At 60.0% G+C, this 15,885-nt stretch carries 6 protein-coding genes; 4 read left to right on the forward strand and 2 right to left on the reverse strand.

The window, feature by feature from the left end; all coding sequences use genetic code 11:
* Positions 1–50: 50 nt before the first annotated feature.
* Both KW837_RS15895 and putA read right to left on the reverse strand, forming a co-directional pair.
* Positions 51–1,853 (reverse strand): acyl-CoA dehydrogenase, encoded by a 1,803-nt coding sequence (locus KW837_RS15895; protein WP_218397097.1) that lies wholly within the window; start codon positions 1,851–1,853, stop codon positions 51–53.
* 245 nt (positions 1,854–2,098) lie between these two features.
* A complete protein-coding gene (gene putA, locus KW837_RS15900) occupies positions 2,099–6,052 on the reverse strand; it encodes a trifunctional transcriptional regulator/proline dehydrogenase/L-glutamate gamma-semialdehyde dehydrogenase (RefSeq protein WP_192346817.1) in 3,954 nt (1,317 codons plus the stop codon).
* Between the two features lie 461 nt (positions 6,053–6,513).
* Here putA and putP point away from each other — a divergent pair, with 461 nt between their 5' ends.
* The 4 genes from putP to KW837_RS15920 all read left to right on the forward strand — a co-directional run bounded on the left by putP (position 6,514) and on the right by KW837_RS15920 (position 15,883).
* The gene (gene putP, locus KW837_RS15905; protein ID WP_192346819.1) at positions 6,514–7,998 is read left to right on the forward strand and encodes a sodium/proline symporter PutP; all 1,485 of its coding nucleotides are present in this window, start codon (positions 6,514–6,516) and stop codon (positions 7,996–7,998) included.
* A gap of 361 nt (positions 7,999–8,359) precedes the next feature.
* Entirely contained in the window at positions 8,360–10,378 is a 2,019-nt protein-coding gene (locus KW837_RS15910; protein ID WP_218397106.1) for a type VI secretion system tip protein VgrG, read from the forward strand.
* The gene (locus KW837_RS15915; protein ID WP_218397108.1) at positions 10,368–11,105 is read left to right on the forward strand and encodes a DUF4123 domain-containing protein; all 738 of its coding nucleotides are present in this window, start codon (positions 10,368–10,370) and stop codon (positions 11,103–11,105) included. The genes KW837_RS15910 and KW837_RS15915 overlap by 11 nt, the downstream gene beginning before the upstream one ends.
* A complete protein-coding gene (locus KW837_RS15920) occupies positions 11,105–15,883 on the forward strand; it encodes an RHS repeat-associated core domain-containing protein (protein WP_218397110.1) in 4,779 nt (1,592 codons plus the stop codon). The genes KW837_RS15915 and KW837_RS15920 overlap by 1 nt, the downstream gene beginning before the upstream one ends.
* Positions 15,884–15,885: the final 2 nt, after the last annotated feature.

Here is a 15,885-nt window from a genome sequence, read left to right on the forward strand (position 1 = left end):
GTGTGGGAGCGGGCTTGCTCGCGAATTTCAGCAACACCACAAGGATAGGATCAAAACCACTCATCCCGCATCGTCAGGCACACATCATCCCGCGCCTCAAGAATCGCCAGCTCATGGTGGCAACCCGGTACTTCCCACGTCAGGAAATACCGCGCCGCCTGTAGCTTGCCTTTATAGAAGCCCACATCCGCCGTATTGCCCTTGGCCAACCCTTCTTCGGCACGAATCGCCTGTTCCAGCCAGCGCCAGCCAATCACCGTGTGCCCGAACACTTTCAGGTACAGCGCCGAGTTCGCCAGGCTGCTGTTGACCTTGCCTTGGGCCAGATCGGTCAACAGGCCGATGGTCACCGTTTGCAGGCGCGCCACCAATTTCTCCAGCGGCTCACGCAGCGCGGTTAACGATTCATACGCTTGAGCGCGCTCGGCGGTGTCGGCAATCAGACGGATCAATTGCTTGAGCCCCGCACCACCGTTCTGCGCCAGTTTGCGACCCAGCAAGTCCAGCGACTGAATGCCGTGAGTCCCTTCATGAATCGGGTTCAGACGGTTGTCGCGGTAATACTGCTCCACCGGGTACTCACGGGTGTAACCGTGGCCGCCGAGAATCTGGATCGCCAGTTCGTTGGCCTTCAGGCAGAACTCCGATGGCCAGGATTTGACGATCGGTGTCAGCAAGTCCAATAGCTCATGAGCCTGTTTGCGCTCGGCTTCGTTCTCAAGTGTCGTGGTGTCGTCGAACAGTCGCGCCGCATACAACCCGAGGTCGAACGCGCCTTCTACATAAGCCTTCTGGGTCAGCAGCATGCGTTTGACGTCGGCATGCTGAATGATCGCCACGGGGGCGGTGGTCGGATCTTTACTGTCGGGGACGCGACCTTGCGGACGCTCGCGAGCGTACTCCAGGGAGTACAGATACCCGGCGTAACCCAGCATTACCGCGCCCATACCGACGCCGATCCGCGCCTCATTCATCATCTGGAACATGTAGCTCAAACCGTGGTGCGGCTTGCCCACCAGATAGCCGACACATTCGCCGTTGTCGCCGAAGTTCAGCGCGGTAGACGTGGTGCCGCGCCAGCCCATCTTGTGGAACAACCCGGCCAGCAACACGTCGTTGCGTTTGCCCAGGCTGCCGTCATCGTTGACCAGGAACTTGGGCACGATAAACAGCGAAATACCTTTCACCCCGGCCGGTGCGTCCGGCAGTTTGGCCAGCACCATGTGCACGATGTTTTCCGACAGCGGGTGATCGCCGCCGGAGATGAAGATCTTGTTGCCCTTGAGTCGATAGGTTCCGTCGGACGCAGGCTCGGCGCGGGTACGAATATCCGACAACGACGAGCCGGCATGGGGCTCGGTGAGAGCCATGGTGCCGAAGAAACGACCGTCGATCATTGGTTGCAGGAAGCGCTGCTTCTGCTCATCGGTGCCGAAGCTTTCAATCAGGTTCGCCGCGCCCATGGTCAGGAACGGGTAGGAAGTCGACGCCGCGTTGGCCGACTGAAAGTGCGCAAAGCACGCTTGCGACAGCAACGTAGGAAGTTGCATGCCGCCGGCGTCGAAACTGCGCGCGGCGTTGAGGAAACCGGCTTCGAGGAACGCATCCACCGCCGGTTTCACTTCCGGAATCAGAATGGCCTGACCGTCCTCATAGCGCGGTTCGTTCTCGTCGCCCTTGCGGTTGTGCGGGGCGAAGAACTTCTCGGCGATGCTGCGGGCGGTGCCGATAGCCGCATCGAAGGTCTCGCGGTTGTGCTCGGCGAACCGCTCACGCTGAGTCAGGCCCTCGGCATCAAGGACTTCATACAGCTCGAAAGCCAAATTGCGGGAACTGAGCAACGTCTCGGACATGGCGGCCTACCTTCTTTTGGAATGGACCGAGTCTAGGCGTGGGGAGGGCGGGCTGAAAGGATGATTGATGAGCGTGATGGTGTGGTGCGGGCACCGCTAATCAAATGTGGGAGCGGGCTTGCTCGCGAATGCGGTGGATCAGTCAATGTTGATGTCGACTGACACTCCGCCTTCGCGAGCAAGCCCGCTCCCACAGGGATTTTGCAAACCAGGCACCCATTGCAGGTGCCCGGTCTTATTGCGATTTAACCGATCGTCATCAAACTGGCATTACCACCCGCAGCAGCAGTGTTAACGCTCAACGCCCGCTCGATCACCAGGCGCTCCAGCGCAATGTTGGTCTCGCCCTGCGACAAACCATGAACCCCAACAATCGCACCGGCACGCTTGGCCACTTGCTGGCACACCGCACGCAACTGGTCGGAATGGCCATGATGCAGAACCGCATCAATCACCACTTCGTCCTTGGTCCAGTCGGCAACCCGCTTGATCCGCGCCTGAATTTCTTTCGGCAGGCGTGCGAACAGGGCCTTGCCCGGTTCAGCGTCCGGCCATACCGCCGAGCCGCCCACGGCCAATACCGCAGCCAATTGAGTCAGCAGATCGCCTTCGACGTCGGCCAGGCACAGCACGTGTTCGCGCGGCAGGATGGCGTAGCTGTTGCGCTCGCCGGTCGGGCCAGCCAGAACACGGGTGATCCCGCTTTGCGATTGCGCCGCGAACTGTACGCACAGGGTGCTCAAGTCAGCGAACTTGTTGCTGTCGGCCCAGGTTTTCAGCGCTGTCAGCGGTTTGCTCATGGCATCACGCAGACGGACGTCCGGTGCAGCGATAGCATCGCCGCGAGCGAAGGATTGTTCGATCGCATCGGTAGGACGTGTCGACAGCAAGCGGTACAGGTACAACGGACCACCGGCTTTCGGGCCAGTACCCGACAGGCCTTCACCGCCGAACGGCTGCACGCCAACCACAGCACCGACGATGTTGCGGTTCACGTAGACGTTACCGGCGTTGACGTTGTCGATCACCTTGGCGATGGTCTCGTCGATGCGAGTGTGTACGCCCAGGGTCAGGCCGTAGCCGGAAGCGTTGATCTGGCCGATCAGTTGATCGATCTCTTTGCGCTTGTAGCGAACCACGTGCAGCACCGGGCCGAAGATCTCCCTTTGCAGTTCGTCGAAGCTTTCCAGCTCGATCAGGGTCGGCATCACGAAGGTGCCGCGTTTGACTTCTTCGCTGTTGGCGATGGCCACCTGGTACACGTTGCGACCTTTGTCGCGCATGGCCTGGATGTGCTTCTCGATGCCGGCCTTGGCTTCGGCGTCGATCACCGGGCCAATGTCCACGGACAGGCGCTCTGGATTACCGAGACGGCATTCAGCCATGGCGCCCTTGAGCATTTCGATGACACGGTCAGCGGAATCTTCCTGCAGGCACAGTACCCGCAGCGCCGAGCAACGTTGACCGGCGCTGTCGAAGGCCGAGGACACCACGTCGATCACCACCTGTTCGGTCAGCGCCGAGGAGTCGACGATCATCGCGTTCTGGCCACCGGTTTCGGCGATCAGCGGAATCGGACGACCCTGAGCGTCCAGACGACCGGCGACGTTGCGTTGCAGCAAACGAGCGACTTCGGTGGAACCGGTGAACATCACGCCTTTGACCCGATCGTCGCCGACCAGACGGGCGCCGACGGTTTCGCCACGGCCCGGCAGCAGTTGCAGCACGCCTTCCGGGATACCGGCTTCGATCAGCAAACGCACGGCTTGAGCCGCTACCAGCGGGGTTTGTTCCGCAGGCTTGGCCAGTACCGGGTTACCGGCAGCCAATGCCGCAGCGACTTGGCCGCTGAAGATGGCCAACGGGAAGTTCCACGGGCTGATGCAAACCACCGGACCCAATGGGCGGTGGGCGTCGTTGGTGAAATCGTTGCGCGCCTGCACCGCGTAATAACGCAGGAAGTCCACGGCTTCACGCACTTCGGCGATGGCGTTGGCGAAGGTCTTGCCGGCTTCGCGAGCCAACAGGCCCATCAACGGCTGGATCTCGCCTTCCATCAAATCGGCGGCACGTTCCAGAATCGCGGCGCGTTCGGCCGGCGGGGTGGCCTGCCAGATCGGGGCGGCGTTCAGGGCGCACTGAATTGCGTTGTCGACGTCTTCGACGGTGGCTTCTTGCACGTGACCCACCACGTCACGCAGATCCGACGGGTTCAGGACTGGCGCAGGGGTTTCAGTGCTGGACGCGCAACCGAGCATCGGCGCCGCTTTCCAGTTGTTATGAGCGGTTGCCAGCAGGGCGCAGGACAAGGAAGCCAGACGATGTTCGTTGGCCATGTCGATGCCGCTGGAGTTGGCGCGCTCGGCACCATAAAGATCACGCGGCAGCGGGATACGCGGGTGCGGCAGGCCGAAGCCGCCTTCCAGCGTAGCCATCTGCTCGATGCTGGCCACTGGATCGGCCACCAGCTCCTGAATCGAAATGGACTGGTCGGCGATGCGGTTGACGAACGAGGTGTTCGCACCGTTTTCCAGCAGACGACGCACCAGGTACGCCAGCAGTGTTTCGTGCGTGCCAACCGGAGCGTACACGCGGCACGGACGGTTCAGCTTGCCTTCGGAAACTTTGCCTACAACCTGTTCGTACAGCGGTTCACCCATGCCGTGCAGGCACTGGAACTCGTACTGACCCGGATAATAGTTCTGACCGGCAATGTGGTAAATGGCCGACAGCGTGTGGGCGTTGTGCGTGGCGAATTGCGGGTAGATGACTTCCGGCACCGACAGCAACTTGCGGGCGCAGGCGATGTAGGAAACGTCGGTGTACACCTTGCGGGTGTAGACCGGATAGCCTTCCAGGCCTTCGACCTGGGCGCGCTTGATTTCGCTGTCCCAGTACGCGCCTTTCACCAGACGGATCATCAGGCGATGACGGCTGCGGCGAGCCAGGTCGATCACGTAGTCGATCACATACGGGCAACGCTTCTGGTAAGCCTGGATCACGAAACCGATGCCGTTCCAGCCGGTCAGTTGCGGCTCGAAGCACAGGCGCTCCAGCAGATCCAGGGACAGCTCGAGGCGGTCGGCTTCTTCGGCGTCGATGTTCAGGCCGATGTCGTATTGCTTGGCTAGCAGGGTCAGCGAAAGCAGGCGCGGGTACAGCTCTTCCATCACGCGCTCGTACTGGGCGCGGCTGTAACGCGGGTGCAGTGCGGACAGTTTGATCGAAATGCCCGGGCCTTCATAAATCCCACGACCGTGGGAGGCTTTGCCGATCGAGTGAATGGCTTGTTCGTACGAGGCCAGGTATTTCTGGGCGTCATGCTCGGTGAGTGCAGCTTCACCCAGCATGTCGTAGGAATAGCGGAAGCCTTTGGCTTCGAACTTGCTGGCGTTGGCCAGGGCTTCGGCGATGGTTTCGCCGGTGACGAACTGCTCGCCCATCAGGCGCATGGCCATGTCGACGCCCTTGCGGATCATCGGCTCGCCGCTCTTGCCGATGATGCGGCTCAGGGACGAGGTCAGGCCCGCTTCGTTGTGGGTGGCGACCAGTTTTCCGGTCAGCAGCAAGCCCCAGGTGGCGGCGTTGACGAACAGCGACGGGCTGTTGCCCAGGTGCGGCTGCCAGTTGCCGGTGCTGATTTTGTCGCGGATCAGCGCGTCACGGGTGCCTTTGTCCGGAATACGCAACAGCGCTTCGGCCAGGCACATCAGCGCTACGCCTTCCTGGGACGACAGGGAAAATTCCTGCAACAGGCCCTGAACAATCCCGGCACGGCCGCCGGCGCTTTTCTGATTGCGCAATTTCTCGGCAATCGAGGCGGCGAGCTTGTTGGTGGCTTCCGCCATCGCTGCCGGCAGGCGCGCCTGCTCGATCAGCATCGGCACCACTTCAGGTTCCGGGCGACGGTAGGCGGCAGTGATAGACGCGCGCAGCACCGATTGCGGGAGGATGCTTTCAGCGAACTCCAGGAAGCATTGATGAGCGTGATCGACGTGGATCTCGCCCGCTTCGTCAACTTCCTTGCCGTTCAAACCGTTCAGCTCGGACAGGGTTGCACCACCCTCGAGTTTTTCCAGGTAATTGAAAATTGCCTGCTTGATCAGCCAGTGCGGCGTGCGATCAATCGAGGTCGCGGCGGCCTTGAGGCGTTCGCGGGTCGGGTCGTCAAGTTTGACCCCAAGAGTGGTGGTAGCCATATTTTTATCCTCATGTTTGCCACGACCGCGTGGCATCAGCTGGCGGCAAGATTAGCTGTGCGTCAGTCGAGGTGCAACCGGGTGCAACCCTTTTTTTGTCGGAATAATAAGCAGCTCGTCAGGAAACTGATTCTGGTACATCCCTCCCGCGCCTGCTTGGTGCTTTTACTTCTAGCGCAACCCGAAAAACGCCCTGAAAAGGAGCAAAAACCGACCCTTTTCAGGAAAATCCGACTAGGTGCAACTTATTCGCACGAAACTGGTTGCACCTTATTTGCTTTGTTGAATAGCATTCGCGGCCAAGGTGCAACCGGTCAAAAAGATCGGTGTGCCGGCTGATGGCTTTCCTGGGGAAACATCAGTCATAAATGCGCGGGACCCCGAATCGTCCGTCAAACGTCGTCGTTTGCGAGCGGTTCACCAGCCGCTGCTACATAAAAACAATGCCAGGGCGTAACTCAATGAGCGTAAGCAATCCAACCCTGATCACGTTCGTGATCTACATCGCAGCAATGGTGCTGATCGGCTTCATGGCCTATCGCTCCACCAACAACCTTTCTGACTACATTCTGGGCGGTCGTAGCCTGGGCAGCGTCGTGACCGCGCTTTCTGCCGGTGCTTCCGACATGAGCGGCTGGTTGTTGATGGGCCTGCCGGGCGCTATCTACATGTCCGGTCTTTCCGAAAGCTGGATCGCCATCGGCCTGATCATCGGTGCTTACCTGAACTGGCTGTTCGTCGCCGGCCGTCTGCGTGTGCAGACCGAGCACAACGGCGATGCACTGACCCTGCCGGATTACTTCTCTAGCCGTTTTGAAGATAAAAGCGGCCTGCTGCGGATCATCTCTGCGGTCGTGATCCTGGTGTTCTTCACCATCTACTGCGCTTCCGGCATCGTGGCCGGCGCCCGTCTGTTCGAAAGTACCTTCGGCATGTCCTACGAGACAGCGCTGTGGGCCGGTGCTGCGGCGACGATTGCCTACACCTTCGTCGGTGGTTTTCTGGCAGTGAGCTGGACGGACACCGTACAAGCCACACTGATGATCTTCGCCCTGCTGCTGACGCCGATCATCGTGCTGCTGGCGACCGGCGGCATCGATACCACGTTCCTGGCCATCGAAGCGCAAGACGCCAGCAACTTCGACATGCTGAAAAACACCACCTTTATCGGCATCATCTCGCTGATGGGCTGGGGGCTGGGCTATTTCGGCCAGCCGCACATCCTGGCGCGTTTCATGGCGGCGGATTCGGTCAAGTCGATCGCCAACGCCCGTCGCATCTCCATGACCTGGATGATCCTGTGCCTGGGCGGCACCGTCGCGGTAGGTTTCTTCGGTATCGCTTACTTCTCGGCAAACCCTGCCGTGGCGATGCCAGTGAGTGAAAACCACGAGCGTGTATTCATCGAACTGGCAAAAATCCTGTTCAACCCGTGGGTTGCCGGAGTACTGCTGTCGGCCATTCTGGCGGCGGTAATGAGTACGCTGAGCTGCCAGCTGCTGGTGTGCTCGAGCGCCCTGACCGAAGACTTCTACAAAACCTTCCTGCGTAAAAGCGCTTCCCAGGTTGAACTGGTCTGGGTCGGTCGCGCCATGGTGCTGCTGGTTGCCCTGATTGCCATCGCGATGGCGGCTAACCCGGAAAACCGTGTACTGGGTCTGGTCAGCTACGCTTGGGCTGGTTTCGGTGCTGCGTTCGGTCCGGTTGTCCTGATCTCCGTGATCTGGAAAGACATGACCCGCAACGGCGCACTGGCCGGCATCCTGGTCGGCGCGATCACCGTGATCGTCTGGAAACACTTCGAACTGCTGGGCCTGTACGAAATCATCCCTGGTTTCATCTTCGCCAGCCTGGCGATCTACATCGTCAGCAAGCTGGGCACGCCGACTCACGGCATGCTTCAGCGCTTTGCGGCTGCCGAGGCAGATTTCCGCCTGAACAAGTGATGGGGATGAGCTGATGCTCTGACCTTTCGCCGACATGAAAACGGCCCGCTTCCTGGATGGAGGCGGGCCGTTTTTTTGGTTTGCAGGATAAGGGTCGGTGTTTTTAATGCCGCCTTCGCGGGCAAGCCTCGCTCCTACAGGATTTGTGTTCGCCGCAGCACTGTAGGAGCGAGGCTTGCCCGCGAAGAGGTCATCCGCTGCAACACACTACTTTTGCAGGGAATGTCTGTAGCCAAATATCCCGATTTTTGAAGGAAAAATCCCTAAAAAAGTAGGGGAAATCTGATTTCCTTGTCCCTCCGTCAACACCCCTTGTCGCTCATGCAGAATCGCCCGCCTTCATTCTGCAGAGACACATCGGATGTTCGCGCCTGCCAATCAACCGCGTTTCACGTTGACCCTCGACGGCGTCCAGAATGAGCTCAAGGTACTTGAGTTCACGGGCAAGGAAGCCATCAGCCAACCCTATCGCTTTGACCTGGAACTGGTCAGCGAACGGCCCGACATTGACCTCGAAAGCCTACTGCATCGTCAGGCGTTTCTGAGTTTCGATGCGCAAGGTTCCGGTATTCACGGTCAGATTTTTCGCGTCGGCCAGAGCGATTCCGGCCAACGTCTGACGGGCTATCAAATCAGTCTCGTACCGCGTCTGGCGTACCTCGGTCAGCGTATCAATCAGCGGATTTTCCAGCACAAAAGCGTGCCGACCATCGTCACGCAAATCCTCAAAGACCACGGCATCCAGCGCGATGCCTTCGAGTTCCGGCTCGGCAGCGACTACCCCGCGCGCGAGTACTGCGTTCAGTACGCCGAAAGCGATCTGGCATTCATTCAGCGTCTGTGTGCCGAGGTCGGCATTCATTATCACTTCCAGCACAGCCCCGACGGGCACTTGCTGGTATTCGGCGATGACCAGACGGTTTTCCCCCGGTTACCCGAGCCGACGCTGTACTTGCCAGGCAGTGGGATGGCAGCGGATGCGCCAGCGATCAAGCGGTTCAACGTGCGCCTGGAAACCCGTACTACGGCGGTCACTCGGCGGGACTACGACTTCCGTAAACCACGCCTGCAACTCGAAAGCCGCCTCGACAGCGAGCAGCGACCGGTGCTGGAGGACTACCACTTCCCTGGTCAATTCACCGACCGCGAAAGCGGCAAACGTCTGGCGCAACGGGCCTTGGAACGCCACGGCACGGATTACCGCCAAGCCGAAGGTCGCGGCGACGAATCTGCTTTGGTCAGTGGGCATTTCCTACACCTCGCCGAACACCCGCGTCAAACGTGGAATGACCTGTGGTTGATCACTGAAATTGAACACCGTGGTCGGCAGCCGCAGGTCCTTGAAGAGTCGGCCACCAGCGACAGCCCGGATGATTTCCAGGGTTATCGCAATTCCTTTCTGGCGACGCCGTGGGACGTTGCTTTTCGCCCCGCGCTGGGGCCGGAAAAGCCACGCATGCTCGGCTATCAACCTGCCGTGGTCACCGGCCCGACTGACAGCGAAATCCATTGCGACGAGTACGGTCGGGTCAAGGTTCAACTGGCCTGGGACCGTGACGGTCAGCTCAACGAGCATTCCAGTTGCTGGCTGCGTGTCGCCACTGGCTGGGCGCACGACCGCTACGGCAGCGTGATGATTCCGCGCGTCGGTATGGAAGTGCTGGTGGGGTTCGTCGACGCCGATGCCGACAAGCCGCTGGTCATGGGGTGCCTGCCCAACGCCGCGACCCCGGTGCCGCTCGATCTGCCGGCGGACAAGACCCGCAGCATTCTCCGTAGCCAAAGTAGTCCCGGTGGCGGTGGTTACAACGAATTGCGCATCGAGGATCGCAAAGGCGCCGAGGAAATCTACCTGCGTGCCCAGCGAAACTGGACTCAGCATGTACTGAATGATCAGCAGGTGCAGGTCGACAACCAGCGCAGCATCGTCGTCACCGGCACCGCCCGCCATGAGCTCAAGGCTGACGAAAAACGCATCACCCACGGTCAGCGCCAGACCGAAGTGCGACTTGATGATCATTTGGTGGTGGTCGGCGACCGGCACATTCGCGTGACCAGTCAGGCCCTCAACGCCAGCCAGCAATTCCACGTCAGCGCCGGCCAGCAAGTGGTCATCGACGGCGGCGCCAGCGCGACCATTCAGGCGGGCGGGCAGTGGATCAACATCGGCCCTGGCGGGATTTTCAGTAGCGTGCCGATTGTGGTCGGTGGTGCACCGATGGCGGCCATGGCCGCTGCACCGAGCTTGCCGGATGTTCCGTTGAAACTCGCCGCCGCCCCGGCGGCGCTGCTCAGTGCTGCACAGATCCTTAGCCTGCAAAGTGACGCGCCATTTTGCGAAGAGTGTGAGCGCTGCAAGGACGGTGTCTGTGCCGCCTGATGCCTTGTCACCTCACACCTGGCTGGAGCGCCAGCCGCTGCAACCGTCGGAGCAGCTGTTCGCGATTTTCAGCAGTGCCAGTGCGGCTGAACCGTTCAAAGCCTGGCAACGCTCGATCTCAGCTCAAGCGCCGAGCCCGATTTGGGCTGATACCGCGTATGCCGAGTGGGAAGCGGTGATGCCCTATGTCGGAATCGTCGCTGTCGGCGGTGAGTTTTTGGAGTGGGTCGCTACGACCGAGTCCCGCGATTGGGGTTGGCTGGCGGTTTCTTCTGCCTCTCAAGAAGTGCTGGTCGAGCATTTGCGCAGCCTCACTCAAGTTCTTTTGCCCAACGGCAACGCGGTGTTTTTCCGTTTCTGGGATGGGCGTTATTTGTTGTCGATTCTTCGGTCTGCCGAGGTTAACGCCACGCAGTTAATGCCTGTCATTGACCGTTGTTTGATCAATGGGCAACCGCTCGATATCGGCGGCAGTGCATTGAAAACCGCCAGGGATTTTCCGTGGTGGGAAGTTTCCGAGCCGCTGCTCAAACACCTCGCCACTGAGTCCGCCACCACTCGCATCAACAACTTGCTGAAGTGGTTGAGCGAGGACCGCCCTGATCTTTATGAGGCGTTTTCCGAAAGTATTTTGCGGCGCAAGGCCGCGAGTTTTCTTGAGGCGCCGGACCTGCCCCAAGCACCGAAACAAGCGTTGGTGGATTACCTGATGGCGGAGCTGAGCTGATGGATCAGATTGTGCGCATCGAGCAGGAGCTCGACAGTTTTCCAGACACCCTGACGCTCTACCGCGAACAGCTCAAACACTGGTTCAGTCGGGTGGCGGATAAGGCCAGTCATGCCGCCGATTTGCCTTCGCTGATGGGCATGGAGCGGATCATCCGGTTTGGCAATGCCAGCACCGTCGTGAGCAGTGGCGATGACGACTTTTTCTCCACCGTCGTGCAGTGCCCGAAAGGTGGAAAGCTCGAGATCGAAAGCAAGTTTGAATCGGTTTATGACATTCCAGTCGGCAATATTCAGGTCGATGTGGTTGCGCAAGAGAGCGGGATGTCGACGCCGGTCACGCTCGATAAAAACGGAAAGGGGACGTTCCGAGGGGACGAGGGCAAGTTCTACCGCATTCACGTCCACCACGAAGTCACACCGCAGCACGTTGAAGATCTTTTCTCTTCCTACAACGGCCTGACGAAGGAACTTGAGAAATGGCTGCGTGATGAATGGAAGACGTTCAAGCCGAAGTGGTCGCAATCGTCTTCGGTTGCTGTAGGCAATGGATTGCTCGCGGGAAGTTGGGCGGCAATTGAAGGTGTGTGGGACGGCATCAGCCTGCTTTCGGACATTCTCAAGGATCCGGCGAAGTTCGCAGAGCGGTTGGGTGAAAGCGCCGCAGCACTGGAGAAGCTCGCAACAACCGCACCGGATGTCATGGAAAAAGCCCAGCTGCTAGCCAGTGACGAAGCGGCGCTGTGTTTGCTGGTGCGCAGCGCCAGCCTTTGGTTGGACATGCTGCCACCGAGCGAAATCGCTGGAAAAACCGCCGAGGCGGTGTCGATGGTGGTGGTGCAGCTGTTGATCGACATCCTGATAGGCATCGTCCTGACGTTCGCCGGGGCGGGCGCTGGCATCGCCTATTTGACGATGCGTTTGGCTGATCGAGCCGCGCAGTTACTCAGTGCCGTTTTGCGTCTCGTGAAGGCGGTTTTCACGATCATCAGTAACTTCATCAGCTACGTCGACCGCTACAAAAAAGTCGCTGCGCGTGGCATCGCGGCGGGCTTGAAAAAAGGCCGGATGCAACTGCGTTGGGATGCCCAGCGCAACACCACGCTCAAGCAAAACGAATACCACGATAACGTCCCGGATCAGGCGAAAAACCCCAACGACGACAGCGCCACGTGCGTGCCGTCCACCTGCAAGAACGGTTGCCCGGTGTCGATGGTCACCGGCGAAGAACTGCTGACCCTCACCGACGGTGTGCTGGACGGGATTCTGCCGTTCGACTTCACCCGGCTCTACCGCACCAGCGCCGCCGAGATCGATGGCGGCCTCGGCTTCGGCTGGAGCCATTCGTTATCCCATCGCCTGGAAATCGACGGCGACACGGTCATCTGGATCGATCACGAAAACCGTCGCACCTCCTTCCCCTTACCGAACACCGAACGCCCGACGATCCACAACAGTTTGTCGCGCGCGGCGATTTATCTCGGTGCTGACCCCGAGGAACTGATCCTCGCCCAAGCCGGCGAAGAAACCCGTTTCTACCACTTTCACAACGGTTTTCTGACCACGATCAGCGACGCGTACGACAACCGCTTGCGCATCACCCGCGACCGCCAGCAGCGCATCCAGCGCCTCGACAACGGCGCCGGTCGTGCCTTGCTGTTGCGCTATGAGCGCAGCCATCTGATCGCCGTCGACTATCAGGTGTTTGTCCCGGCGCAGACCCTCGATGAGGCCTGGCATACCGAGCAAACGCTGGTCAGTTACCGCTACGACGAATGCGCTCAACTGATCGAGGCGAGCAACGCCGCCGGCGAGAGCGAACGCTACGACTACGACGATCAGCACGTGATTTTGCAGCGGCAACTGGCCGGTGGGGCGAGTTTCTTTTGGGAGTGGGAAAGGTCCGGCAAAGCGGCCAGATGTGTTCGCCACTGGGCGTCGTTTTCGCAGATGGACACGCGTTATGTCTGGGATGACCAGGGCAGCGTCACCGTCCAGAACCTCGATGGCAGCGAGGAGGTGTATGTCCACGACGACCGGGCGCGGCTGGTGCGCAAAGTCGAGCTGGATGGCGGCGAACACCTCAAGGCCTATGACGAACAGGGGCGGTTGATAGCCGAGCAGGATCCGCTCGGGGCCGTCACCGAATACCGTTACGACGAAGTCGGACGCTTGGCGGCGCTGATTCCACCGGAAGACGAGCCAACGGCCTACGAGTATCGCAATGGTTTCCTGCATGCGCGCTATCGCGGCAAAGCGGTGTGGAAATATCAGCGCAATGCCCAGGGGGATGTCACCGAAGCGACCGATCCCGATGGCCAGGTCACCCATTATCACTACGACGCTCAGGGGCGTTTGCTGTCGATCCGCTACCCGGACACCAGTCGGCATGTGTTCGTCTGGAATGCCTTGGGCCAGTTGCTTGAGGAAACGCTGCCGGATGGCGGCCAGCGGCGCTTTTCCTACGATGCACTGGGCCGAAGGATTACCCGTCAGGACGAACACGGTGCCGTTACTCGTTACCAATGGGACGCCGTCGGCCGACTGATCCAGACGACTTTGCCTACCGGCGCCACGCGCGGGTTCAGCTACAACGCCTACGGCCAGATCACCGCCGAACGCGACGAACTGGGTCGCGTCACCCGCTACGAATACGCCGACGACCTGCACCTGGTCAGCCGCCGCCTCAACCCCGACGGCACCCAGCTCCAATACCGCTACGACAACGCGCAGCTGCTGCTCACGGACATTGAAAACGAAGCCGGCGAACACTATCGGCTGGACTACACCCCCGGCGGATTGATCCGACAGGAAACCGGCTTCGACGGCCAGCGCACCGCGTACGCCTACGACCTCAACGGCCACCTGCGGGAAAAAACCGAGTTCGGCGATGACGGCTCGCAGCTAATCACCGGCTATCAGCGGGACTCGGCCGGACGCCTATTGGTCAAAACCCTGCCCGACGGCATCCAGGTCGAGTATCGCTACGACAGCCTTGGCCGATTGATCGGCGTCGACGACGGTCACGACCACCCGCTGGAATTCGAATACGACCAGCAGGACCGGCTGATCACCGAGCACCAGGGTTGGGGCACGCTGCGTTATGGCTACGACGCCTGCGGCCAGCTCAACCGCCTGCGCCTGCCGGATGGCAGCAAACTCGACTACCGCCACGCCAAGGGTGGCGCGCTGACGGCCATCGACCTTAATGGCGCGCGGCTTACGTCGCACAACTTCCTCGCCGGTCGCGAACAAAACCGCCAACAGGGCCTGCTGCTCAGCGAATATGCCTACGACGACCAGGGCCGACTGAAGGCCCACGCCGTCAGCCAACAGCAAAAAAACCTCTACCGCCGCGACTATGCCTACAGCGCCAACGGCAATCTCGACCACATCGCCGACACCCGCCACGGCCAGCGCAACTACCAGTACGACCCGCTCAACCGCCTGACCCGCGTGCGCCACACCCGCGACGATCCGCCGGAAAGTTTTGCCCACGACCCGGCGGGCAACCTGCTGATGCAGGACCGTCCCGGTGCAGCGACCGTCAAAGGCAATCGCCTATTGATGCAGGGCGATCGTCACTACGACTACGACGCCTTCGGCAACCTGATCCGCGAACGTCGCGGCACAGGGCAGAAACTCGTCACCGAATACCGCTACGACTGCCAGCATCGCTTGGTCGGCGTAACGACCCCGAATGGACGTTGCACCAGCTACCGCTACGACGCCTTCGGCCGCCGCATCACCAAAACCGTCGACGGCAAAACCACCGAGTTCTTCTGGCAGGGCGACCAGCTCATCGCCGAAAGCAGCAAAGAGCATTACCGCAGCTATGTCTACGAACCCGGCAGCTTCCGCCCGCTGGCCCTGCTCGACGGCAAAGGCCCGAAAAAGGCCTGCCCGTTCTACTACCAACTCGATCACCTTGGCACGCCGCAGGAACTGACTGATTTTGGTGGCGAGATTGTCTGGTCGGCGAAGTACAACGCCTACGGCAAAGTGACTCGTCTGGCGTTCGGCGGTGGCGAGCAGCTCGAGCAACCGTTACGGTTTCAGGGCCAATACTTCGACGCCGAGAGCGGTCTGCACTACAACCGGCATCGGTACTATGATCCGGAGGTTGGTCGGTATCTGACGCCGGATCCGATCAAGTTGGCGGGTGGGCTGAACCAGTACCAGTACACGCCGAATCCGACGGGGTGGGTTGATCCGTTGGGGTTGAGCGGGAATTGCCCACCGCCGAATCAATCAGGTTGTACGGTGCCGGGGGATACGACTGGCGCTAGGGTTGATGAGGGTGAGCCGGCACTGCCGAAGATGACGGCGGAGCAGCGGAGGGCGAGGATTGATGAGTTGGCGGAGGCGAATGCGTACCGTCGTTTGGATGAGATGGAGAAGGCCACTCCCGGAGCGCATTTTCTAGAAAAACATGGCAAACAGACAAGTTTGGCGTCGCAACGTGAGCGGGCAATGACCGGACGCAACCCAACAACGGGGATTATTGAAAGGTACACAAGCGGAAGAAAGGCTGGCCAGCCAAAGATACCTAGTGCGGCGACACGTTTTATTAGTTACAGAGATCAGTTGAACGTCATTCACCGTGCTCAGCTGATATTCAGGCGAAATGGTCTTGCGGCATCTAAGGAGCCAATGAATATGGGTAAGCAGATAGGCGAAGGGTACAAGCGAGGGGGCGTAGTCTATGGTAAGCAAACAAACGCTGTCGCCATACTGGATAACGCTGGTGCTCCTATAACTACGTACGCGGATTTTTGATT

The organism is Pseudomonas sp. PDM24 (assembly GCF_019218905.1).
Taxonomy (GTDB): domain Bacteria; phylum Pseudomonadota; class Gammaproteobacteria; order Pseudomonadales; family Pseudomonadaceae; genus Aquipseudomonas.